Origin of the sequence: Promicromonospora thailandica (assembly GCF_024171955.1) — a bacterium.
Classification (GTDB): Bacteria; Actinomycetota; Actinomycetes; order Actinomycetales; family Cellulomonadaceae; genus Promicromonospora; species Promicromonospora thailandica.
Map to the genome: position 1 here is coordinate 105050 of NZ_JAMTCS010000008.1, position 22902 is coordinate 127951.

Below are 22902 nucleotides of genomic sequence, written 5' to 3' on the forward strand. Positions count from 1 at the left end.
GCGTGCCCGGGGTCCTCCCGGGCACGCCGCCGCTCGCTGCTGTGCGGTATCAGGAGGCGGGCGCGACGCCGTCGAGCAGGGCGACCTCGTCGGGCGTGAGCCGGAGGTCCCCGGCGGCGACGTTCTGCTCCAGGTGCGCCACGCTGCCCGTGCCGGGGATCGCCAGCACGTGCGGGCCCCGGTGCAGCGTCCAGGCCAGGCGCACCTGCGCGGGCGTGACGCCGTGCGCCTCGGCCACCGCGGTCAGCTCCGCCTCACCGGCCGGAGCCTGCTCGGTGGTCTCCTCCGTGGTCTGGCCGGTCCGGGTCGACCCGGGCGGGGTCGGTGCCGCACCCGCCACCGCGAAGAACGGCACGAACGCGATGCCGTGCTCGCGGCACAGCGCGAGCAGCGCGTCGGCGGACCGGTTGGTCAGACCGTACTGGTTCTGCACGCACACCACGGGCGCCACGGTCAGCGCCTCGGTGAGCTGCTCCGGCAGCACGTTGGAGACGCCCAGGTGCCGGATCAGGCCGGCGTCACGCAGCTCCGCCAGGGCGCCGAGGTGCTCGGCCACCGACCCCCGGTCCTGCTCGTGCGCGGTGCCCCAGCGCAGGTTCACGACGTCGAGGTGGTCGCGGCCGAGCTGCCGCAGGTTCTCCTCGACCTGGCCGCGCAGGTCCTCGGGCCGCGCCATCGGCTCGAACCCGCCGTCCCGGGACCGGGCCGGGCCGACCTTCGTGGTGATCACCAGGTCGTCCCCGTAGGGCTGCAGGGCCGTGCTGATCAGCTCGTTGGCCGACCGTGTCGCGGTGAAGTAGAACGCCGCGGTGTCGATGTGGTTCACACCGAGCTCGACCGCGCGGCGCAGGACGGCGATCGCGTCCTCCCGCGGACGCGGCGGGTCCCAGGGCATGCCCATGAGCCGCATCGCGCCGAGTCCGACGCGCTGGACTGTCCGGTCGCCGAGCTGCCAGGTGCTTGCTGCTGTCGTCATGCCTCCAGCCTCACGCCGCACCCCGCTCGCCCCCGCACGATGGCAGGTTGTTGCCGACCTTGGCGCGGGGGAGTGGTGGGAGGCAGGATCGTGGTCATGCAGACCGGCCAGGCCGTCACCATCGTGCGCGGGGAGCAGGAGCTCATGGAGCGCACGACCCACCTGTTCGCGACGGCCACCGACGTCGCCTGCACCGCCAACGACCTCGCCACCTGGGCCGCCGCACAGACCTCGGACGAGCTCGCCCGCGTGATTCGCCGGCGCCGGCCCGGGGACGCGACGATCCGCAAGGTCTACCGCTCCGCCCTGCTGCTCGACCCGCTCGCGTCCCGCGGGCTGGCACGCGACCACGACCGGCACGGCGCGCAGATCCGCATCTCCACCGCGGAGATCAACGAGACGATCATCCTCGACCGCCGGCTGGTCATCCTCGCCGGAGACCTCACCGCCGGGCAGCGCAGCTACAGCGTGATCACCCAGCCCGAGACCGTCCAGGGCGTCATCTCCCTGTTCGAGGCCGCATGGCGCTCCGCCACCGACCTGGCCGTCTACGACGCCCGCATCGCTGACATCCGCCGCATCGCACCCCAGGTGCTGGACCTGCTCGGCCAGGGCGTCAAGGACGAGACCGCCGCCCGCATGCTCGGGCTCGGCGTGCGCACCTACCGCCGCAGGGTCGCGGAGCTGATGGAGGCGCTCGGTGCCGGATCCCGGTTCCAGGCGGGCGCCCGGGCCCGGGAGCTCGGCCTGGTCTGACGGCAGGCTGGTCCGGGTACCGGGGGAGTGTCGGTGGCGGGTGCGAGACTCCTGCCGTGAGCCAGCGCGCACCCGTCCCCACCGACACCGTCCAGCGGATCGCCGCCGTCCTCGACCGCCTGCCCGAGTGCACCGAACGCGACGCCTGGACCGGCGTCGCCTGGCAGGTACGGCACGCCACCGTCGCACACCTGTTCGGGGGAGAGGACGGCAAGGTCCGCGTCACGTTCCGCGCCGAACCCGGCGAGGTCGAGGCGTTCGCCCACCTCGGCGGCCCGTACTTCAAGGCCGACTGGGGCACCGACGTCGTCGGCCTCGTGCTCGACGAGCACACCGACTGGGACGAGCTCGCCGAGCTGCTCACCGACTCGTACTGCGTCCAGGCACCGCGCGGCCTGGCCGCACAGGTCGACCGGCCCGGACCACCGCCCGGCACACCGCCGGACGGCTCGCTAGCCTCGTGACATGACCGACCACGCCACCGCCGAGGCCTGGGTAAGCGACTACGAACGCCTCTGGCGCACACCGGGCACCGACGCCCTCGGCGAGATCTTCACCGACGACGCCACCTACCGCACCTCACCGTGGGCCGAACCCGTCGTCGGCCTGCCGGCGCTCGCGGAGCTCTGGGAGGCCGAGCGCGACGGGCCGGACGAGCAGTTCACGCTGGGCGCACACGTCGTCGCGGTGGACGGCGGGACGGCGGTGGTGCGCGTCGACGTCCGGTACGAGCCGTCCGGTGACCGGTGGCGAGACCTCTGGATCCTGGAGCTCGACGCCGACGGCCGCTGCACGTCGTTCGAGGAGTGGCCGATCGCGCCAGGAGGCTGAGCTCTGGGCGTGCGTTCTGGCGATCCGATAATGCACATTATGTCATTTCGGCGCGAGGAACGGCGCTGGGAGGCAGCTCAGACGGTCCCCTCTGGGCGCGCCTGCGTGTCCTTGGACAAGCTTGCGCGTCGAGCGCCTCTGCGGTCGCCCTGTGACGCACATGGTCGACGGGCACACAACTCGCCATCTGGCCTGGGTCCCTGGCCTGGATCCGTGGCCTGGGTTCCTGGCGTCGGTTCCTGGCGTCGGTTCCTGGATTCGGTCCTTCGCAACGGGCTGCCTGGCGACTTCGGTCGGTTGCGCCGAGATCGGTCGCTCGATGGACCGATCTCGGCGCAACCGACCGAAGTCAGGTGTGGCATGGGTGCAACCGACCGAAGTCAGGTGTGGTGCGAGTGCAACCGACCGATCCCACCCCCCAGACCGACGCCCACCCTGCTGCTCTAAAGCATTGTGTATAGCGCAACACAACCCTCTGCAACGCTCAGCGAAGAGCACCACGCTACCAGCGGGTAATTCGGGCGCCCACGACCGCCCCGGCGTCCTACGCTCCGAGGACGATGAACCTCTCCGGCGTCTTCGACCTGACCGCCCGCACGGTGCTCCTCGTGGAGGGCGAGAGCGATCGTGCCGCGATCGAGGCCCTCGCGTCCCGGTGGGCCCTCCCCCTGGGTGCGCACGCCGTGCAGGTCGTGCCGATGGGTGGCGTGACCAACGTGGGCCACCACCTCACCGCCCTGGCGGCGCACCCGGTCCCGGTCCGGGTCGGCGGCCTGTACGACTCCGCGGAGGAACGCGTCGTGCTCAAGGCCCTGGAGCGGGCGGGCAGGCGTGTTCCCGGCGATACCACTCCCCTGTCGGCGCTCGGGTTCTTCGGGTGCGAGCGTGATCTGGAGGACGAGCTCGTGCGTGCGCTCGGCGTCGACGGCTGCCTGGAGGTCATCGCGGCGCAGGGTGCGTTGCGCAGCTTCGAGCGGCTGCGGCGCCAGCCCGCCCAGCAGGGCTGGACCGTGCCGCAGGTGCTGCACCGGTTCCTGGGCAGCGGCAGCGGGCGCAAGGAGCGGTACGCCAGGCTCTTCACGGAGGCGATCCCGCAGGGCCGCGTCCCGGAGCCGCTCGACGGCGTCCTGCGCTGGGCGCTGCGCGACGAACCACCGCCGCCGCTCCCCTTCGAGACCGAGGCTACTTCGCTCTGAGCGCCTTCAAAGCGAAGCAGCTTCGGTCTCGAAGCCGATCGACGAGGGTCGCGCGCGGTTCAGCCGCCGGACCTGACGCCCAGGGCCGCGGATGTCAGGTCCGGCGCCGGTCAGGGGCGGGGGGTCAGGGGCGGCGGGGGTCCAGGACGACCATGCCGGCCCGCGGTGCGGTGTCCATGGTGGGCAGCAGCCGCGCGGCCTCGGCCAGGCCGACCACGCGGTCCAGCAGGTCCTGGGGGCGCAGCGCCCCGGAAGCGACCAGGTCGAGCATCTCCGGGTAGTCGGCGGCGGCCATGCCGTGGCTGCCGAGCAGGTCGAGCTCCCAGGCGATGACGCGCCCCATCGGCACCCGCGGGCCGCCGTCCACGGGCGGGAACAGGCCCACCTGCACGTGCCGGCCGCGTCGGCGCAGGCTGAGGATCGCGTCGGCGCACGCCTGCTCGTTGCCGACGGCGTCGACCGCGACGTGCGCGCCGCCGCCGGTCAGCTCGTGCACGGCGGCGGGGACGTCGAGCCCGGCCGCGAGCGCCGTGGGGTCGGTGAGGAGGGTGTGCTCGGCGCCGGCGTGGTGGGCGGCCTGGAGGGCGGTGGGGTTGCGGTCGACGGCGATGACGTGGGCGCCGCGGGCGACGGCGATCATGACGGTGCTGAGTCCGACGCCGCCGGCGCCGAGGACGACGACCCACTCCCCTGCGGTGACCTGGGCGCGTCCGGCGAGGGCGCGGTAGGCGGTGGCGAAGCGGCAGCCGAGGCTGGCGGCGGTCTGGAGGGTGAGGTCGTCGGGGACGGCGACGAGGTTGGCGTCGGCGGCGTGCAGGGCGACGAGCTCGGCGTAGGAGCCCCAGTGGGTGAAGCCGGGCTGGGTCTGGTGGGGGCAGACCTGGGCCTGGCCGGTGCGGCACCAGTGGCAGGTGCCGCAGCCGCTGACGAAGGGGACGGTGACGCGGTCGCCGACGTGCCAGCGGGTGACGTCGGGGCCGACCTGGGTGATGGTGCCGGCGAGCTCGTGTCCGGGGACGTGGGGCAGGGTGGTGATGTCGGTGTCGTGGCCGGACCAGGCGTGCCAGTCGCTGAGGCACAGGCCGGTGGCGTGGACCTGGACGACGACGCCGTCGTCGGGTGCGGTGGGGTCGGGGACGTCGCGGACGTGGACGGGTCCGTGGAACTGGTCGAACTGGATGGCGCGCACGTGCGGATTCAACCACGGTGCGGGCGGGTGGGTGGCGGGGGTGGTCTCGTCGCAGGTCAGGGGTGCATTCCGGCATATCGGGAGTGTCAGTGGCGGCGCCTAGGGTGACGGTCATGGTCGCTCCCCCGCGCCTTGAGCGCATCACTGTCGCAGAAGCCGTCCGTCGTTATCTGGCGGCGGTCGAGGTCGAGACGATCCGTGGTGTCCTGTCTCCTGCCACGGCGCGCAGCTATTCGCGTGACGTGGCGGAGTTCGGGCGGTTGGCGGGTCGTGACCGGGTGCTGGACGACGTGACGGGTGCGGACGTGGACAGTGTGCTGGTGCGGTACCAGTCGGCGCCGGACGCGCGGTACGCGGATCCGGGGCGCAAGGCTGGTCCGGGGCGCAGCACGGCGACGGTGAACCGGTTCCGGCAGTCGGTCACGCGGTTCTTCGGGTATGCGGCGCGGGAGTGCTGGGTGCAGGCGGACCCGATGCAGTGGGCGGCTCCGCCGGCGAAGGTGCGGGGTTCGTTGCGGACGGCGCGGACGGCGTTGTCGGCGGGTGCGGCGCGGAGCCTGCTGGCCACTGCCCCGGCGCAGGCTCCGGCGCGCACGGACCAGGACCTGGCGGCGCGGGACCGGTTGGTGGTGGCTCTGCTGCTGGTGCTGGGTCCGCGGGTGTCGGAGCTGGCGCGGGCGGACGTGGCGGACGTGACGCGGGAGCCGGGGCATGCGTCGTGGCGTATCCGGGGCAAGGGTGGCAGTACGCGGACGGTGACGTTGTCGCCGCCGTTGTCGCGGGCGCTGGACGACTACCTGGCGGTGCTGCGTCCCACGTTGGCGGCCCGGCGACCGCAGGACGAGGACGCGCAGCGGGCGCTGCTGCTGTCGTGGCGGGGCCGGCGGATCGACACGCAGGCGATCCGGGCGCTGCTGGCGCGTGCGGTGGCGCGGATGCCCGCGCCGTACCAGCGGGAGGCGACGCCGCACGCGCTGCGGCACACGACGGCGACGCTGCTGGTCGCCGACGGGTGGGACGTGAAGGTCGTGGCGGAGCTGCTGGGTCACGCGTCGATCGCGACCACGGGGGTCTACCTGGACCGGATCGAGGGTGAGCTGGCGGCCGCGATCCGGTCCCACCCGCTGGGGGCGGCCATGGAGTAACGGCGGAGCAGCGGCGGTGGTGCAGCGGGTTCCGAGTGCATCCCCACCCCGGGGTTGCGAGACTCGGTGTACCCGAACGAGGAGGCGGCCGATGGGGACCGATCGATGACGGGGCCGACGACCACCGTCCTGGTGACGGGCGCCGGTGGCCCCGCGGGCCGGGCTCTGGGCGCGCAGCTCGCCGCCCGGGCGGCCGCGAGCGCCGGTGAGGGTCGGGTGGAGTGGGTGGGGGTGGACATCGTGCCGGTGGTGGATGCGTCCTACCCGGTGACGGACCGCGCACCGCGAGCTGATGCGTGGGAGTACGCGACCGGGATGCGGGACCTGGTGGTGAGGTATGGCCCGGACCTGGTGATCCCGACGGTGCAGGACGAGCTGGCGCAGGTCGCGGTCCTGGCGCAGGCGCTGGACGGGGGCGCGCGCGGGCGGGTGTTCCCGGAGGCCGTGGGCGGGGTGCTGACGGCGGACCCGGGGCCTGCGGCGCTCGCGGCGGACAAGCTGCTGACGATGCTGGCGCTGGAGGGGGCGGGGGTCCCGGTCCCCCGGTTCGCGCTGCCGACGGACTTCGCCGGTGTCGCCGAGGCGCTGGCGTGGGCGCGGGGGCCTGTGGTGGTCAAGCCGCGGGTGTCGCGTGGCGGTCGCGGGGTGCGGCTGGTGGAGTCGGCGGACGACCTGCCCGGGCCGGACGCGTGGACGGACCTGGACGCGTCGTGGATCGTACAGACGTTCGCTCCGGGTACGGAGTACTGCCCGCAGGTGTACCGCAGGCGCTCGGGCGGGGCCCTCGCCGTGGTGCTGGAGAAGACGGTGCTGAAGCAGGGGCGGGTCGGCAACGCGGCGGCCGTCGTCCGCCCGCGGGAGGGCACGCTGCCCGACGTCGAGGAGGTGGCACGGGCCGCTGTCGCCGCGCTCGGGCTGACGGGGCCCACCGACCTGGACGTGCGCCGCGACGCCACCGGCGCGCCCGTGGTGCTCGAGGTCAACGGGCGGTTCGGTGCGAACAGCGCCCGCGCGCCCGAGCTGCTCGCCGCGGTGCTGGACCGCACATGAACGACGTCCTGACCGCGGTGACGGTCGTGTTCGGCGTGACCATCCTGCTGGTCGGCGTCGGACGGTTGCTGATCGTGCCGTGCGCCCTGTGGTTCGAGGCCCGCCACCGGCGCCTCCCGGCCGGGACCCCGCCGCACGCCGGCACGATCTTCGACCCGCCGCCGGCCGCGCCGCCGTCGATCTCCGTGATCGTGCCCGCCTACAACGAGGGCGTCGTGCTCGACGCGTGCGTGCGGTCCATCGCCCGCAGCGACTACCCCGACTTCGAGATCGTCTGCGTCGACGACGGCTCCACCGACGACACCTACGCCCAGCTGCGGGCGCTCGCGGACGAGCTGCCCCGGGTACGAGCCCTGACACAGCCCAACGCGGGCAAGGGGGCCGCCCTGAACCGGGGCGTGCGGCACGCGCGCGGCGAGCTCCTCGTGCTGGTCGACGCCGACGGCGTGTTCCGCCCGGACACGCTGCGCGAGATGGTGCGGGCCTTCGGCGACCCCCGCGTGGGCGCGGTGTGCGGCGACGACCGGACCGTGAACCTCGACCGGGTCCAGACGCGTTACCTGGCGCTGGTCAGCCACGTCGGTACGGGGCTGGTGCGTCGCGCCCTGGACGTGCTGCGCTGCCTGCCCATCGTCTCGGGGAACACGGGCGCGTTCCGGCGTGACGTGCTGGAGCGCACCGGTCCCCTGCGTGAGGACACCGTGGGTGAGGACCTGGAGCTCACGTGGCGGGTCTACCGCGCCGGGTACCGGGTCGCGTTCGCGCCCCGCGCCCTGGTGCACGCCGAGTCGCCCTCCACCCTGCGCGGCCTGTGGAAGCAGCGGGTGCGGTGGGCGCGCGGACTGCTGCAGACCGTGGGCCACCACCGGGACATGGTGGGCAACCCTCGCTACGGCATCTTCGGCCCCTACCTGGCCCTGACCGTGGCCACCCAGGTGCTCCTGCCCGTGGTCCAGGTCGCCGCGTTCGTGGTGCTGGCCGTCCTGGCGGCCCTCGGCGACACCGCCACCCTGCCCGGCACCCTCTGGGAGGTGGTCCTGTTCACCGGCCTGGCCCTGTCGGTGGTGCTGCTGCTGGTCGCCGTGCTGCTGGACCGGTCACCGGGCGACCTGCGGCACGTGTGGACCCTGCCGCTGTGGCCGTTCTACTCCGCGATGATGAGCCTGGTCATGCTCCGCGCGATCTGGCTCGAGCTGCGCCGCGCCGACAACCGCTGGAACAAGCTCGACCGCACCGGCACCATCTCCGTGGATACCACCGCCGCACCGCCCACCCGGCGGCGACCGTGAGCCGCCCCACGCGCCGCACGGCAGCCACCCTGTCCGTGCTGGCAGCCCTGTCCGGCTGCACCGGCGACCCCGTACCACCCACCGTGGACCGCCCCGTGGTGCGCGCCGACCACGTGCAGTCGGTGAGTCTCGGCATCGAGGACGTGATCGACACCGAGCAGGACTGGGACGCGGTCCGCGAGCGCCTCGACGCCGCGCACGTCAACATGGTCAGCCTCGCGGCCGGGCGGGTCGAGTTCGTCGCGTTCGACTGGCAGGCGCACCCGGACGCGGTGGCCGAGTCCGGCGGCGACCACCTGGCCGACGCGATCGACCAGCTCGCCCAGGGCCCGGACGGTGAGCTGCGGCGGGTGGACCTGCTGATCGACGCGCTCGTGCCCCGGTGGATCGAGGAGGACCCGTCGGTCGGTGGTGTCGGGGAGGACGGTTCCCGGTCGAGGTACGCGCCGTCGGCCACCGCGATCCACGACGGGCCCGTGGGCGACCGGTACGTGGAGCTCGTCGAGGAGCTCGCCCGCCGGTACGAGCCCGACCAGATCACGTTCACCGAGCTCAAGTTCGACGACGAGACCTTCGGCGACGACGACGCGGCCCTGTACCGGCGGATGACCGGTGCCACGGACTGGCCGCGGGAGGCCGACGGCAGCATCGACCACGACGCCCCCGAGATCGGGCAGTGGCGCTCGCAGGTGCTGGCCGACTTCCTGGACCGGACGTCCGCGGTGCTGGACGACGTGGCCGAGGAGACCGGCAAGCGCACCGCGCTGGGGATGGACGCGCTGATCAACTGGGCGGACCCGGCGGCGGGGGTGCCGGCCGCGGGCCTGAGCTACCCGCTGCTGGCCCGGTCGGCGGACCGTGTGGTGCTGTGGGGGTATCTCGGCATCGGGGACCACTCCCCGCAGGAGCTCGAGCAGGTGACCGCGGCGCTGGCCCGGGCGGCCACCGACGTGCCGATGGACCGGTTCATGGTGTCGGTGGGGGTGTGGGACCACGGGGCGCCGTCCGGAGCGATCTCGCCCGAGCTGATGGCCGACGGCGTGCGCGCCGCGAGCACCCACGGGATCACGGCGGTCAACGTCACGCCGTTCACGCTCATGAGCCCGGAGCACTGGGCCGCCCTGGAGCGGGTGTGGACGCGGCTGCCGCCGACGAGCCCGTCCTCGGTCACTCCGTCGGGCTCTCCGTCGGGCTCTGGACCGGCAGGGTGATCGTGACCCGGGTGCCCGCACCGGGCGGGTGGTCCACGGCCACGCTGCCGCCGTGCGCGGCCACGGTGGCCGCCACGACCGGCAGGCCGAGCGCCACCCCGCGGACCGGTCCCGTACCGCCGAGCTGGCCGGCCGGCACGGGCGGGCCTGTGTCGGTCACCTCGACCACGACCCACCGGTGGTCGGAGCCGTCGCGCACACCGTCCGCCGGCGGCTCGACCCGCAACGTCACGGTGCCCCCGCGCGGTGTGCGGCGCACCGCGGCACCCAGGAGGCTGTCGATCGCGAGCGCCAGCACCTCCGGGTCCCCGGACAGCCGCACCTGGTCGGGTATCAGGGGCACCAGCGCCACCCCGGCGGTGCGGGCCGCCGGGGTCAGGTCGGTCACGCAGCCGCTCGCCAGCGCCGCCAGGTCGGTGTCGGCACGGTCCGGCTCGAACGTGCCGGCGGCCAGCCGCGCACTGACCAGCAGCTCCTCCACCAGGCGCAGCATCCGCCGCCCGTTGCGCTCGATCACCTCCACGTGCCGCCGCTGCTCCTCGCTCAGGTCGCTTACCCGCAGCAGCTGCGCGTACCCGATGACGGCGCTCAGCGGCGAGCGCAGCTCGTGACCGACCACACCGAGATCGTCGCCGCCGCTCACGCGTGCCTCTCCTCGACGGCGTGGCCCGCGTGCCCGCGGGCCACCGCCGGGGGGACAGGCGTCAGCCGCATCGTGGACCGCACCGTCTCCAGCGGCTCCGCGTACCGCCCCTGCGTGAACCGCGACCAGTACCGTGCCGTGGCCCGCACGATGTCCTCGTCCATGTAGTCCCGGTGCGCCTGCGACACGAAAGCGCGCAGCATCCGCAGCTTCGTCTCCAGGTGCTCGTCGATGTCCACGAACCGGTTCGGCTGGTAGGCGATCGTCGCCGACGGGCTCTGGAAGCACGCCAGGTCCGCGACCGCCCGCGACGCGACCTGCACCGCCTGGTGCACCGCCCGGTGGTCCTGGTGCCGGTCGTTGTTGCTGTGCGTGTACACCTGGTCCGGCCGGTACTCCCGGATCACCTCCTCCACCGCGGTGATCGGCCCCGACGCCGGGTCCAGGTGCGTGTCCTGGAACCCCAGGTGGATCAGCTGCGCCCCCACGATCTGCGCCGCCTCCTGCGACTCCCGCTGCCGCGCCACCGCGTCACCACCCACCGCGCCGCCCGACATCGTCAGGATCACCAGCCGGTCCCCGCTGGCGGCGTGCGCCGCAAGCGTCCCGCCCACGCCGATCTCGACGTCGTCCGGGTGGGCACCGACCGCCAGCACCGTCCGGCTGCGCGCCGCGGCCCGGCGGTCGCGGCCGCGGCGCAGGAGCGTGGTGGCCCGCTCGACCAGCAGGTCGACGTCGACGGGCTTGACCAGGAAGTCGTCGACGTCGCCGCGCAGGGCGCCCACGGCGTAGTCCACCCGGTTGTGCGCGGTCAGGATGATGACGGGCACGCCCACGGCCAGGCGGTGCACCTCGGGCAGGATCTGCAGGCCCGACCGGCCGGGCAGCTCCACGTCGATGACCACGAGGTCGAACTTCGCGTTCTGCAGGGCCGCCAGGGCGCTGTCCGCGTCCGTGGCCAGGACGACGTCGACCCCCGCGTGCTGGGCCAGGACCGTGCGCGTGAACTCGCCCGCGTCCGGGTCGTCCTCCACCACCAGCGCGGACCAGGAGTGGGACGACCCGCCGGCCCCGTCGTCGGTCATGCGTCCTCCTCCACGCAGGGAGCAACCCGCCCCCCTTGGTCGTGCCCTACCCGGCCTGCACCTCCGACGGTAAGCAGGAAACCGCCGGTGCGCACACGGCGGGCGCGCACCGGCCGGGAGGTGGACGATGGAAGACCCCGAGGAGGCGAACGACACGTGCGCACGACATGCGACCGGACAGCGACCGGACCGGCACGCCCATGACCCGGCGGATCCTGGTGGTCGACGACGACGACGCGATCCGCGACGTCGTGCGCACCGGCCTGGAGGTCATCGCCGGGTGGCGGGTCCAGCTCGCCACCCACGGCGCCGAGGCCCTGCGGCTGTGCGCCGCCGACCCGCCCGACGCCGTCCTGCTGGACGTGATGATGCCCACCATGGACGGCCCCACCACCTACGCCCGCCTGCAGGACGACGCCCGCACCCGCGACGTGCCCGTCATCTTCCTGACCGCGAAGGTGCAACCCGCCGAACGACGCCAGTACGAGGACCTCGGCGCCGCCGGCGTGCTCGCCAAGCCGTTCGACCCGCTCACCCTGCCCGCCCAGATCGCGACCCTGCTCGGCTGGCCGCCGGACCCGCCGTCGAGCCCGCCCCAGGACGGCTGACCTGCGGGTCCCGCACCTGTGACCTACGCTCGGCCTCATGGGGCCGCGGCGCGACGCTGCGCAGTCACGCAGCAGTTTCACACTGTGGTGCTGGATCTCCGGCACCGCGCTGCTCCTGCTCGTCGTCGTCCTGTCCAGCCCCCTGACCCAGGCCGTGCGCGAACAGGTCGCCACCACGGCCATCGCCGCGGCGGGCATCGTCGCCGCCTTCAGCTGCTGGCACCGCGCCGCCCGGTCCACCGGCCGGCGCCGCCGCGCCTGGGGAGCCCTCGCCCTCGGCGGGCTCGTCGGCCTGGCCGGCAACGTCTGGGCCACCCTGGCCGGCAACCCCGAGACCGGCGACGTCGCCTACATCGCCGCCCTCCTGCTCGGCGTCGTCGGACTGTCCCTGTTCCCCGCCGTGCGCCCCCGCGGCCGCGAGCTGGTCCGCATGCTGCTCGACAGCACCGTCGTCGGCGGCTCCGTGCTGTACATCGCGCTGTTCGCCCTCGCGCAGCAGGCCGGCACCCCCCAGGGACAACCCACCCTCACCGCCTACACGCTGCCCGTCGTCGACGCCCTCCTGGCCACCCTCGCCGTCCAGCTCATGACGCGCTCCGGCACCGCCGAACGCGTCCCCCTCGTGCTGGCCGGCAGCGGGTTCGTGCTCTACGCCGTCGCCGACGTCGCGTTCGCCCTGCTGTCCGCCCAGGGCGACTTCACCTTCGGCAGCCCCGTCGACGCCGGCTGGGCCGGCGGCTACGTCGCCATCGCCGTCGCCGCACGCCACCCCGCCGCCTCCGGCAGCCCCGTCGTCGACCGCCCCGGCCCCGGCACCCCCGTGCTCGGCACCGTCGTCACCTTCCTGCTGTTCTTCGCCGCCGCCCTGGTCCGTGTCGTCCAGGCCAGCGACCAGACCCTGCCCTGGATCGCCAACACCCTCTGGGTCGCCGTCCTGGTCGCCGTCGTCACCCGGCAGATCCTCGTCGTCGTCGACAACGAGTCCCTCCGCCACGGCCTCGAACGCCGCGTCCAGGACCGCACCGCCCAGCTGCGCTCCCTGGCCAGCGAACGCGAACGCACCCTCGAGTCCGTCGCCGACGGCATCTACGGCGTCGACACCACCGGCCGCGTCACCTTCGTCAACGCCGCGGCCGCCTACACCCTCGGCGTCACCGCCACCGACCTCGTCGGGCACGACGCCCACGCCACCTTCCACGCCCCCGGACCCGACGGCACCCCCCTGCCCCCCGAAGGCTGCTACATCACCGAAGCCCTCCGCGACGGCATCACCGTCACCGCCGAGCAGGACCTCTACGTGCGCCCCGACGGCAAAGAGGTCCCCGTCGAGGTCACCGCCAGCCCCCTGCGCGACGACGACACCATCCGCGGCGCCGTCGTCGTCTTCCGCGACGTCACCGAACGCCGCGAGGTCGAACGCATCAAGGACGAGTTCGTCTCCGTCGTCAGCCACGAGCTGCGCACCCCGCTGACCGCCATCCGCGGCGCCCTCACCCTCCTGGACAGCGACGCCCTCGCCGACTCCCCCGAGCAGAGCACCCGCATGATCCACATCGCCCTGACCAGCAGCGAACGCCTCAGCCGCCTCGTCGACGACATCCTCGACACCGAACGCCTCGAAGCCGGCACCACCCAGCTCCACCTCACCGACCACCCCCTGGACACCCTCGTCACCGCCGCCGTCGACCAGGTCTCCGTGCTCGCCGACGACGCCGGCATCACCCTCCACGCCGCCCGTTGCCCCGAGACCGTCCGCGCCGACGCCGAACGCATCGTCCAGACCCTGACCAACCTCCTGGGCAACGCCGTCCGCTTCTCCCCCGCCGGCAGCACCGTCCACGTCACCGCCACCCCCGTCGGCGACCTCGTCGAGATCCGCGTCGACGACCAGGGCCGCGGCATCCCGCCCGACAAGCTCGAGACCATCTTCCGCCGCTTCGAACAGGTCGACGCCTCCGACACCCGCGAACGCGGCGGCTCCGGACTCGGCCTCACCATCGCCCGCAGCATCGTCGAGGGCCACGGCGGCCGCCTCTGGGCTGTCAGCGACGGCGAGGGCACCGGCTCCAGCTTCCGCTTCACCCTCCACCGCGCCGCGACCCACCCCGAACCCACGACCCCACCCCACGACACCGCCGGCCGCCCCGGCCGGGCCGACCAGGTCATCGTCGTCGACGACGACCCCTACGTCGTCGACGTGCTGCGCAGCGTCCTCGAGCAACGCGGCTACGACGTCGTCGGCCACACCGACGGCCAGGCCGCCCTCACCACCGTCCGGCACCACCCGCCCGCCGCCGTCGTCCTCGACCTCGCCATGCCCGGCACCACCGGCACCGAGGTCCTCAGCGACCTGCGCCAGTCCGCCGCCACCGCCGACGTCCCCGTCGTCATCCTGTCCGCCACCCGCCCCCACGACGCCCTCGAGACCGCGGCGCTCGCGGACGACTGGCTGGTCAAGCCCGTGGACCCGGACCGCATCGCCGAGACGGTGCGGGACGTCATCCGCCGCCAGCCGCACCACGGCCGCGTCCTGGTCGTGGAGGACCACCAGGACCTGCGCACGGTCGTGGCCACGGTGCTGCGCAACGCGGGTCTGGTCGTCACGACCGTGAGCACCGTGCGCGACGCGCGGGCCGCCCTGGCGCACGGCGCCGACCCGGACGTCGTGGTGCTCGACCTGACGCTGCCCGACGGCGACGGCCGCGACCTGGTGGCCGACCTGCGGCGCGACGGCCGCCTGCGCCGGGTGCCGCTGGTCGTCTACACGGGCACCGAGGTCAGCACCGGGGAACGGGACGACCTGCGCCTGGGCAGCACCGTGTTCCTGACCAAGGGCCGCGCGGCACCCGACGCCGTGCTGCGCAGCGTGCTCGACCTGCTGGACGCCGCGACCGGGCGCGGCACCGAGGACTCCGAAGACATCGGGGACACCGAGGACCGGGCCGCGCCGCACGGGCCCGCCGACCCGCCGGAGCCGGACCGGCACCCACCCGACCCCCGACCGAGGACGAGGAACCGATGACGCAGCCCCTGACCATCCGTGTGAGCACCGGCACCGGCACCGGACGCACACCCCTGGCCGCGTTCGACGCCGCGCTGGCCTCCGCCGGCGTCAGCGACTTCAACCTGGTGCGGCTGAGCTCCATCGTCCCGCCCGGCAGCCAGGTGCTGACCGTCGAGGGGACCGACCAGCTGCGCGGCGGCCACGGGGACGTGCTGCTCTGCGTGTACGCGCGGGCCCACACCTCCCTGCCCGGGCACGAGGCCTGGGCCGGGGTGGCGTGGTCGCGGCACGAGGACGGCAGCGGCGCGGGCCTGTTCGTGGAGCACGAGGGCCCCTCGCACGAGCAGGTCAACGCCGACCTGACCCACAGCCTGCAGGACCTGTCGGCCACGCGCGGCGACCGGTACCGCCCGGAGGGCCGCCAGGTCACCGGCATCACGTGCGTCACCCTGCCGGTCTGCGCCGTGGTCGTGGCGACGTTCCGCCGGATGGGCTGGGAACGCGGCTGGGAACAGGGCTGGGAACAGAGCCGGGACCGAGCAGCCGGGGAGCAGGGCGGGGCGTCTCGTGGCCGCTGACGTCGCGTTCGAGACCGTGGTGACCGGTGCGGTCGCCGAGCTGTTCTGGGACCTGTACCGGGAGGCGTTCGAACCGTTGCGCACGCGCGCGGCGGCCCGGCACGTGCTGCACCGCGAGGAGTTCGACGACGAGCTGGCCGACCCGCGCGTGACCAAGCTGCTGGCACGCGACGAGCAGGGCACGCCCGTCGGGCTGACGACCCTCGCCACCGACCTGGCCGCGGTGCCGTGGGTGAGCCCGGAGTTCTTCGCCGCCCGCTACCCGGAGCACGCCGCGCGCGGTGCCGTGTGGTACATCGGCTTCACGCTGGCGCACCCCGGGCGGCGCTCCACGCGCACCTTCATGGACATGATCGACGCCCTCGTGGAGCACCTGGCCCGCCACCGGGTGGTGTGCGCCTACGACGTGTCCCGGTTCAACGACGACTCCCTGCGGTTCGCCGACAACCTGCGCCGCCACCTCGAGCGCACCCGCGACGTCACGGTGGAGACGGTGGACCGGCAGTCGTACTACGCCACCACGTTCCACTGAGCGCCACCGGGCGCCACCGGGCGCCACCGAGCGCCGTGGTGGCCCGTATTTCCGGGTCCGCCGAGGTGGGAGCAGGTACCGTGAGGGCGTGGCCTCCCGCAACATCCCTCGTAACCTTCCCCGGCTCACGCTCGACCTGCCCCCGGGATTCGTCCGCCAGGTGCGCACCTTCGCGACCCGCGCCGCCGTGGTCGCCGCCGCCGTGCCGGTCACGGCGGCCGTCGCGCTGACCGTGACCGACCTGGTGCGCCGGCGCGTGCACCCGCTCACGACGAAGTTCCCCACGGAGAAGCCGCTCACCGAGCACATCGACGAGACCACCACGACCGTCTACACCTACGGCGCCGACCTGTACGACGCCATGCTGGAGGCCATCCGCGGCGCCCGCCGGTCGGTCATGCTCGAGTCGTACATCTGGAAGGACGACGAGACCGGCCGCGAGTTCAAGCAGGCGGTGATCGACGCGGCGGCCCGCGGCGTCGACGTGTACGTGATCGTGGACGGGTTCGCCAACCTCGTGGTGCCGTACTCGTTCTTCCGCTTCCCGCCGAGCGTGCACGTGCTGCGCTTCCCCGTGCTGCGCCGCGGTATGGCCTACCTCAACGTCCGCACCTCGGGGCGCGACCACCGCAAGATCCTCGTGGTCGACGACGAGATCGGCTTCGTCGGCGGCTACAACATCGGCTCCCTGTACGCGACGCGGTGGCGCGACACGCACGTGCGCCTGGAGGGCCCCTCGGTGTGGGAGCTGCGCAACGCGTTCGTCGACTTCTGGAACCGGCACCGCAAGCCCCGCCACCCCGTGCTGACCGACATCGGCTCCAACACGTGGATGCCGCACCTGAAGGCAGCCCGCAACGCACCCTCCGAGCTGGTCTTCCCCATCCGCGGCATCTACCTGGACGCGATCGACCGGGCCACCAGCCACGTCTACATCACGCAGGCCTACTTCATCCCGGACCACGACATCCACGCCGCGCTGCTGGCCGCCGCCGCGCGCGGCGTCGACGTCCGCGTGCTGGTACCGCACCGCTCCAACCACGTCGTGGCGGACTGGCTGGCCCGCGGCCACTACGCGTCGCTGCTGCGCGGCGGGGTGCGCATCTTCCTGTACCAGGGCGCGATGGTGCACGCCAAGACCGCCACGATCGACCGCCGCTGGACCACCATCGGCACCGCGAACATCGACCGGCTGAGCCTGACCGGCAACTACGAGGTCAACCTCGAGATCGTCGACCCGGGCCTGGCAGGCCGCATGGAGGACGTGTTCGCGATGGACCTGTCCAACGCCACCGAGCTCACCCTGGCCCAGTGGGAGGCCCGCGGGGCGCTCGCCAAGATCGGCGAGTACCTGCTCATCCCGCTGCGCCCCCTGCTGTGACCTGATCTGCCGCGACCTGAGCTGCCGTCACCGGAGCGGGCGCCCCCTCCCACCGGGTCCGCGGCAACGCGTCCGGCGCCTCCCGCTGCAACCACGTCACCAGACCCTCGCGCACCAGGCACCGCAGGTCCCACAACGCCGAGCTGTCCGCCGCACTGACCAGCGCCCGCGCCCGCACCACCCCCGACACCGCCGCCGTCACCTGCAGACCCACCGTCCGCCCGTCCCACAACCGCGACGCCCGCACCAGACGCTCCAGCTCCGCCCGCATCGCCCCCACCGGCACCCGGAAGTCCACGTCGACCTCCACCGTGCCCAGCACGTCCGACGACCGCCGCGTCCAGTTCTCGTACGGCGTCGTCGTGAAGTACGTGCACGGCAGGATCAGCTTGCGCTCGTCCCAGATCCCCACCACCACGTACGCCAACGTGATGTCCTCGACCCGCCCCCACTCCCCCTCGACGACCACCACGTCACCCACCCGCAACGCGTCACCGAACGCGATCTGCAACCCCGCGAACACGTTCCCCAGCGACGACTGCGCCGCCAGCGCCGCCACCACCGACAGCACACCCGCCGACGCCAGCAGGCTGGCGCTCGCGGCCCGCGCCTCCGGGAACGTGAACAGCACCGCGGCGCCCGCGAGCACCGAGACCAGGCCGACGGTGAGCCGCCGCACCACCACGATCTGCGTCCGCAGCCGCCGCGCGTTCAGCCCGTTCAGCCGGTCGGTCACCCGCCGCAGCGCCCGGTCCTCGGCCACGACGGCGACCGTGCCGACCATCCACGCCGAGCTCAGGATCAGCGACACGACCACGACGTGCTCCAGCACGGGGAACCACGGGTCGCGCCGGTTGGCGGTCGACCACACCGCGATCCACATCGCCAGCACCACGAACGTGGCGTGGGCGGGCCTGCGCAACCGTAGGGCCGCCACCCGCAACGTCGCGTGCCGGCGGCCTACCGCCCGCACCACCCTGGACAGCACCACGACCGCCACGAACGCGACGCTGCCGGCCAGGACCGCCCAGCCCAGCGTCACGGCGAGGTTGGTCGCCTGCTCGATCTCCTCGTCAGCCACGTGACCACCCTCGCCCACCCTGCCCGGTCCGTGCAAAAACCCCGAACCGGGCAGGGTGGTGGGGTGGTGTCACACCGTCAGCGACTGCCCGGGCGCCAGCCGTGCGTACGTGTAGTCCCCGCCCAGGCGGGCGGTGTCCAGCCACCGGCCCACCAGCCCGAGGCCCGTCGGGGACAGCAGACCGTCGTGGATCGGCACCACGGTGCCCGCGGGCACCGCCCGCGCCATGTCGATCGCCTCGCGCAGCTTCATCCACGGGCCCGACACGGGCAGCAGCAGCACGTCCAGCCGCCCGCCCGACACCTGTCCCGGCTCCTCGAACGAGTCGCCCGGGTGGTACAGGCTCTGCCCGCCCACCTCTGTCAGGTAGGTCACGTTCACGGGCAGCGGCGGCGTGTCGGGGTGGATCTGCGCGTGCACGCCCCCGCCGACCCGGACCCGCGCCTCGCCGATCTCCAGCACGTCCCCCGGGGACACCGCCTGCACCCGTTCGGCGGGCGCACCGGCGGCGACCAGCGCCTCGACGGCGCTCGGCGGCGCCCACAGGCGCGCGTCGGTGCGGGTGCGCAGGTGCTCGACGACGGGGGCGGGGTCCAGGTGGTCGATGTGGTCGTGCGTGACGAGCACGGCGGTCGCGTCGGTGAGGGCGGTGTCGTCGCTGAGGGATCCGGGGTCGAGGGTCAGGCGTGCGCCGTCGGGCAGGGTGATGCCGACGCAGGCGTGACCGTGGAAGGTGAGCTGCATGCTCGCAGGCTACGCCTGCGAGCCGCGCGTGCCGGCCTGGGTGGGTGGGTGGCGGGTCAGACGGCGGAGCGGGCGGCGCGGCGTCGGGCGAGCTCGTCGCCCGCGACGGCGGGGACGTGCTCGCCGTCCTGCGGGTCCTGGTCGCCCTGGTCGATGGTCTCGGTGGGCATCTGGGACAGGGTGCCCTCGATCTCGCGCCAGACCCTGCCGACGGCGATGCCGAACACGCCCTGTCCGCCGGCGACGAGGTCGACGACCTCGTCGGGCGAGGTGCACTCGTAGACGCTGGCGCCGTCGGACATGAGGGTGATCTGGGCGAGGTCCTCCACGCCGCGTTCGCGCAGGGCGGTGACGGCGGTGCGGATCTGCTGCAGGGACACGCCGGTGTCCAGGAGCCGCTTGACGACCTTGAGCACGAGGATGTCGCGGAAGCTGTAGAGCCGGTGCGTGCCGGAACCGGTGGCGGGCTTGATGCTGGGCTCCACCAGGCCGGTGCGGGCCCAGTAGTCGAGCTGACGGTAGGTGATCCCGGCGATGTGGCATGCCGTGGTGCCTCGGTAGCCGGTCGTGGCGTCCTGCTCCGTCAGGTCCTCACCGAAGAGGAGACCCTGCGCGCCGTGCGGGACCGTAGCGCGTGTGGCTCTCTCACCGCTGGTGTTCACTGTGCCTCCTGGGGTGTCGTGGCCACGCTATGGCGCGTCGAAGGTGATTTCAAAGATGCGCGCCGTGAAACGTCCCGGCGTGTCGCGAGATGCCCGGCTGAGGCGGGTCTGGCGTCAGCCGTTGCGTCCGCCGCCGGGGCTCCCTCCGCCCGGGGGTCCGAGGAAGTCCTCGGGGGTGACGTGGTCGAGGAAGTCGCGGAAGCGTTCGACCTCGGCCTGCTGGTCGACGTCGACGATCTCGACGCCGGCCAGGGCGACGATCTCGGCGGAGCACAGGACGGGGCTGCCGGTGCGGACGGCCAGCGCGATGGCGTCCGAGGCGCGCGAGTCGAGGTGCACGCCGTTGCTCAGCACGAGCTCGGCGAAGTAGATGCCGCCCTCCAGGGCGACGATCTCGACACGTTCGAGGGTGACGCCGACGGCGCCGAGGACGTCCCGCAGCAGGTCGTGCGTCATGGGGCGGGGGGTGGCCAGGCCGGCCTGGGCCATGGCGATGGCGCTGGCCTCGCGGGCGCCGATGACGATGGGGACGGCCAGGTCGGCGGCGCTGTCCAGCAGCAGCACCACGATCTCCTGATCGCGCTGCTGCTGTCTGACTCCGAGGATCTCGACGGGGACCATCGGTACGTCGTCCGGCCTCACTCTTTCACCGTACGGCGTCGGGCGGTCGCTCGTCGCGCGCTCGGGACAAGTTTTTGGTCACGTCGTGGTCCGCGCGCGGCGAGATCCTGGGCGGGCGCGGGTGAATCCCGGCGGCCAGGGGTCGGGTGGGGCGCTCAGGCGAGGTCGTCGATGCCCTGCCGGATCCACGCGGCGTGCAGGCGGGTGAACAGCTCGCCCATCTCGCCGGCCATGCTGGCGGCGCGGCCGCGGGCGGCGGAGGCCTGCTGGCTGCGCAGGGGGGCGACGACCTGGTCGACGAGGGTGACCTGCCGGTCGGCGGCGGTGCGGAAGGAGCGCAGGTGCCGTGGTTCGATGCCGTACTGGGACAGGGCGCCGGCGATGCGGGCGACGTCGACGGCCGCGGACCCGAAGGTGCCGCCCGTGGCGGGCAGGAGCCCGGCGCGGGCGAGGTCGTCGACGAACTCCTCGGTGACGCCCGCGGCCTCGGCGACCGACCGCGCGGTCCACCGGCGGCGTGCGGGGGCGCCGGTGGTGGCCAGGCGTGGTGCGGGGTGCTCCGCCGAGTCGGGGTCGGCGTCCATCGCGGCCAGGCGTTCCTTGATGGCCTTCAGCGGCATGTAGCTGTCGCGCTGCTCGGTCAGCACGAAGCGCAGCCGCTCGACGTCGGCCTGGCTGTACTGCCGGTAGCCCGAGGGGGTGCGCACGGGTTCGATCAGGCCCTGCTCCTCCAGGAAGCGGAGCTTGGAGTGCGACACGTTCGCGAACTCCTGGCCCAGGGCGCGCAGGACGTCGCTGATGCGCATCGTGGCCTGCCGGGAGATGCCCCGGGGCCAGGGCGTGGCGGCGTCGTCGGCGCCGCGACCCCGCTCGGGGTCGCGGCCGGCGCGTGCGGCGCCCGCGGTCACGGGGCGGGCGTCCCCGCGGCCCACTGCGCCGGTGCCTGGGGGCTGGCGTGGAACGTGAGCCGGAACTTGCCGATCTGCACCTCGTCGCCCGTGACGAGCGTCGCGGCGTCGATGCGCCCGCGGTTGACGTAGGTGCCGTTCAGGGAGCCGATGTCGCGTACGACGAACGAGTCGCCCTCACGCACGAACTCGGCGTGCTTGCGGGACACGGTGACATCGTCCAGGAAGATGTCGGCCTGCTCGCTGCGCCCCGCGACCGCACGGCCGGTGTCCAGGAGGAAGCGGGCGCCGAACCCCGGGCCGCGCTGCACGATCAGCAGGGCGGAGTGCCGCGGCAGGGCGGCGACGGCTGCGGCTTCTTCCGGGCTGAGCGCCGTGCGGGGCGCCTGCTCGTCGGAGGTCGGGAACGCGATGCGACCCAGGTTGGCCGTAGTATCGGGCCCGACCGGATGGGCGCTGGGGTCCGTCATCAGGTCTCCTCGGGTGCGGGGGTGGGATGCTTGCGGGTACTGCTGTCCGGTCAACGCCTGGGGCGCCTGCCGGGTTCCACTCAACCTACCTTGATCAGGTTCGGAGCGGGAACCGGGGCCGGGGAACCAACCCGGATAAAACTACCCACGTCAGAGCGGTTGCGCATGCCGGCTCACCCGTCCTCGGGCTCGGCGTGCTCCGGCTCGCCCGGAATCCGGACCGCATCCACCGTGACCTGGTCGGACACCGTGGTGACGGCCTCCCCGCCCTCGTCCCGGACGCGGGGCAGCGCACCGCCGGGGATCTCCAGGGCGCGGTCGATGGTCTGCGGGTCGCCGATCACCGTCCACTCGTACGGGGAGGCGACCGCGGCGCCGTCGAGCACGACACCGCCGCCCGAGTCCACGAAGTAGCTCGTGGTCACCAGCCGCACCCCGTTCATCTCGATCGCCTCCGCACCCGCGTTGCGCAGCTCCTCCAGCAGGTTGAACAGCACCTGCGCCTCCAGCGGCCTGGCGCCGTCGGCCACATGGATCTGCACGCCCGGACCCTGCGCGGGCAGGCGGCCCGACAGGATCCCCTCCTGCTCGGCGCGCTGCCGCGCCAGGTCCCGCGCCGCCTGGTCCCGGCCGTCGGCCGAGCGCAGGTCGTCCCGGATCTCCTCCAGGTCCGAGACCTCCGCGTCGAGCTGGTCGGCCCGCTGCGTCACCTCGTCCAGGAGCCGCACCAGCTCGTCCTGCCGCAGCCCGCTGAGCTGGTCACCGGTCGACTGCCCCACCTGCACCGCCAGCGCGAACCCCAGCAGCAGGCACAGCAGCCCCGTCAGCAGCTCCGAGCGCGTGCCCCGGGGGCGCAGCAGCCGCGCCAGGCGCCGCCACCCCGACACCTGCCGCTCCGGCGCCTCGGGCGTCTCGGGTGTCTCGGGTGTCTCGTCGTCCACG

General features: G+C 73.5%; 24 protein-coding genes. 13 read left to right on the forward strand and 11 right to left on the reverse strand.

Annotated elements, in window-relative coordinates:
• Positions 1 to 49 precede the first annotated feature (49 nt).
• Entirely contained in the window at positions 50 to 976 is a 927-nt protein-coding gene (locus APR03_RS13885) for an oxidoreductase (RefSeq protein ID WP_253836523.1), read from the reverse strand.
• 96 nt (positions 977 to 1072) lie between these two features.
• On the opposite strand from APR03_RS13885, the gene APR03_RS13890 reads away from it, so the two are divergent.
• From APR03_RS13890 to APR03_RS13905, 4 genes are all read left to right on the forward strand, one after another.
• A complete protein-coding gene (locus APR03_RS13890; protein WP_253836524.1) occupies positions 1073 to 1732 on the forward strand; it encodes a helix-turn-helix domain-containing protein in 660 nt (219 codons plus the stop codon).
• Positions 1733 to 1788: 56 nt separating this feature from the next.
• Positions 1789 to 2196 carry an MmcQ/YjbR family DNA-binding protein gene (locus tag APR03_RS13895; RefSeq protein WP_253836525.1) on the forward strand — a complete coding sequence of 136 codons (408 nt, stop codon included), beginning with the start codon at positions 1789 to 1791 and terminating at the stop codon, positions 2194 to 2196.
• Position 2197: 1 nt separating this feature from the next.
• Complete coding sequence (locus APR03_RS13900; RefSeq protein WP_253836527.1) at positions 2198 to 2563, forward strand: nuclear transport factor 2 family protein; 366 nt, start codon at positions 2198 to 2200, stop codon at positions 2561 to 2563.
• 560 nt (positions 2564 to 3123) lie between these two features.
• Complete coding sequence (locus APR03_RS13905; RefSeq protein ID WP_253836529.1) at positions 3124 to 3759, forward strand: TOPRIM nucleotidyl transferase/hydrolase domain-containing protein; 636 nt, start codon at positions 3124 to 3126, stop codon at positions 3757 to 3759.
• A gap of 124 nt (positions 3760 to 3883) precedes the next feature.
• Here APR03_RS13905 and APR03_RS13910 read toward each other — a convergent pair whose 3' ends face one another.
• A complete protein-coding gene (locus tag APR03_RS13910) occupies positions 3884 to 4948 on the reverse strand; it encodes an alcohol dehydrogenase catalytic domain-containing protein (protein WP_253836531.1) in 1065 nt (354 codons plus the stop codon).
• A gap of 113 nt (positions 4949 to 5061) precedes the next feature.
• Between APR03_RS13910 and APR03_RS13915 the strand changes: the two genes are divergently transcribed.
• From APR03_RS13915 to APR03_RS13930, 4 genes are all read left to right on the forward strand, one after another.
• Positions 5062 to 6093 (forward strand): tyrosine-type recombinase/integrase, encoded by a 1032-nt coding sequence (locus APR03_RS13915; RefSeq protein WP_253836533.1) that lies wholly within the window; start codon positions 5062 to 5064, stop codon positions 6091 to 6093.
• Positions 6094 to 6198: 105 nt separating this feature from the next.
• The gene (locus tag APR03_RS13920) at positions 6199 to 7143 is read left to right on the forward strand and encodes an ATP-grasp domain-containing protein (protein ID WP_253836535.1); all 945 of its coding nucleotides are present in this window, start codon (positions 6199 to 6201) and stop codon (positions 7141 to 7143) included.
• Positions 7140 to 8432: a glycosyltransferase family 2 protein gene (locus APR03_RS13925; protein WP_253836536.1), complete on the forward strand. Its 1293-nt coding sequence runs from the start codon at positions 7140 to 7142 to the stop codon at positions 8430 to 8432. The genes APR03_RS13920 and APR03_RS13925 overlap by 4 nt, the downstream gene beginning before the upstream one ends.
• Positions 8429 to 9643 carry a hypothetical protein gene (locus APR03_RS13930; protein ID WP_253836537.1) on the forward strand — a complete coding sequence of 405 codons (1215 nt, stop codon included), beginning with the start codon at positions 8429 to 8431 and terminating at the stop codon, positions 9641 to 9643. Before APR03_RS13925 ends, APR03_RS13930 begins: the two co-directional genes overlap by 4 nt.
• Here the strand turns inward: APR03_RS13930 and APR03_RS13935 are convergent.
• Both APR03_RS13935 and APR03_RS13940 read right to left on the reverse strand, forming a co-directional pair.
• The gene (locus tag APR03_RS13935; protein ID WP_253836538.1) at positions 9600 to 10286 is read right to left on the reverse strand and encodes a sensor histidine kinase; all 687 of its coding nucleotides are present in this window, start codon (positions 10284 to 10286) and stop codon (positions 9600 to 9602) included. The two genes, APR03_RS13930 and APR03_RS13935, sit on opposite strands and share 44 nt — an antisense overlap.
• Positions 10283 to 11371 (reverse strand): PIG-L family deacetylase, encoded by a 1089-nt coding sequence (locus APR03_RS13940; protein ID WP_253836539.1) that lies wholly within the window; start codon positions 11369 to 11371, stop codon positions 10283 to 10285. The genes APR03_RS13935 and APR03_RS13940 overlap by 4 nt, the downstream gene beginning before the upstream one ends.
• A gap of 167 nt (positions 11372 to 11538) precedes the next feature.
• Between APR03_RS13940 and APR03_RS13945 the strand changes: the two genes are divergently transcribed.
• From APR03_RS13945 to APR03_RS13965, 5 genes are all read left to right on the forward strand, one after another.
• Complete coding sequence (locus APR03_RS13945) at positions 11539 to 11979, forward strand: response regulator (RefSeq protein ID WP_253836540.1); 441 nt, start codon at positions 11539 to 11541, stop codon at positions 11977 to 11979.
• Between the two features lie 37 nt (positions 11980 to 12016).
• Positions 12017 to 15001: a response regulator gene (locus APR03_RS13950; RefSeq protein WP_253836541.1), complete on the forward strand. Its 2985-nt coding sequence runs from the start codon at positions 12017 to 12019 to the stop codon at positions 14999 to 15001.
• Positions 14998 to 15561, forward strand: a complete 564-nt coding sequence (locus APR03_RS13955; RefSeq protein ID WP_253836542.1) for a pyruvoyl-dependent arginine decarboxylase — start codon at positions 14998 to 15000, stop codon at positions 15559 to 15561. Before APR03_RS13950 ends, APR03_RS13955 begins: the two co-directional genes overlap by 4 nt.
• The gene (locus tag APR03_RS13960; protein ID WP_253836544.1) at positions 15551 to 16093 is read left to right on the forward strand and encodes a hypothetical protein; all 543 of its coding nucleotides are present in this window, start codon (positions 15551 to 15553) and stop codon (positions 16091 to 16093) included. The genes APR03_RS13955 and APR03_RS13960 overlap by 11 nt, the downstream gene beginning before the upstream one ends.
• A gap of 88 nt (positions 16094 to 16181) precedes the next feature.
• The gene (locus APR03_RS13965) at positions 16182 to 17474 is read left to right on the forward strand and encodes a phospholipase D-like domain-containing protein (protein WP_253836545.1); all 1293 of its coding nucleotides are present in this window, start codon (positions 16182 to 16184) and stop codon (positions 17472 to 17474) included.
• Here APR03_RS13965 and APR03_RS13970 read toward each other — a convergent pair.
• From APR03_RS13970 to APR03_RS25265, 7 genes are all read right to left on the reverse strand, one after another.
• The gene (locus tag APR03_RS13970; protein WP_253836546.1) at positions 17449 to 18555 is read right to left on the reverse strand and encodes a mechanosensitive ion channel family protein; all 1107 of its coding nucleotides are present in this window, start codon (positions 18553 to 18555) and stop codon (positions 17449 to 17451) included. The two genes, APR03_RS13965 and APR03_RS13970, sit on opposite strands and share 26 nt — an antisense overlap.
• A gap of 69 nt (positions 18556 to 18624) precedes the next feature.
• Positions 18625 to 19299 carry an MBL fold metallo-hydrolase gene (locus APR03_RS13975; RefSeq protein WP_253836547.1) on the reverse strand — a complete coding sequence of 225 codons (675 nt, stop codon included), beginning with the start codon at positions 19297 to 19299 and terminating at the stop codon, positions 18625 to 18627.
• A gap of 56 nt (positions 19300 to 19355) precedes the next feature.
• The gene (locus APR03_RS13980; RefSeq protein WP_253836548.1) at positions 19356 to 19961 is read right to left on the reverse strand and encodes a MerR family transcriptional regulator; all 606 of its coding nucleotides are present in this window, start codon (positions 19959 to 19961) and stop codon (positions 19356 to 19358) included.
• A 114-nt stretch (positions 19962 to 20075) separates the two neighbouring features.
• Positions 20076 to 20582 carry a bifunctional nuclease family protein gene (locus APR03_RS13985; protein WP_253836855.1) on the reverse strand — a complete coding sequence of 169 codons (507 nt, stop codon included), beginning with the start codon at positions 20580 to 20582 and terminating at the stop codon, positions 20076 to 20078.
• 155 nt (positions 20583 to 20737) lie between these two features.
• Positions 20738 to 21490, reverse strand: a complete 753-nt coding sequence (ftsR, locus tag APR03_RS13990) for a transcriptional regulator FtsR (protein WP_253836549.1) — start codon at positions 21488 to 21490, stop codon at positions 20738 to 20740.
• Positions 21487 to 21960 (reverse strand): FHA domain-containing protein, encoded by a 474-nt coding sequence (locus tag APR03_RS13995; protein ID WP_253836550.1) that lies wholly within the window; start codon positions 21958 to 21960, stop codon positions 21487 to 21489. Before APR03_RS13995 ends, ftsR begins: the two co-directional genes overlap by 4 nt.
• A 173-nt stretch (positions 21961 to 22133) precedes the next feature.
• A complete protein-coding gene (locus APR03_RS25265) occupies positions 22134 to 22901 on the reverse strand; it encodes a DUF881 domain-containing protein (RefSeq protein ID WP_253836551.1) in 768 nt (255 codons plus the stop codon).
• Between the last annotated feature and the right edge of the window lies 1 nt (position 22902).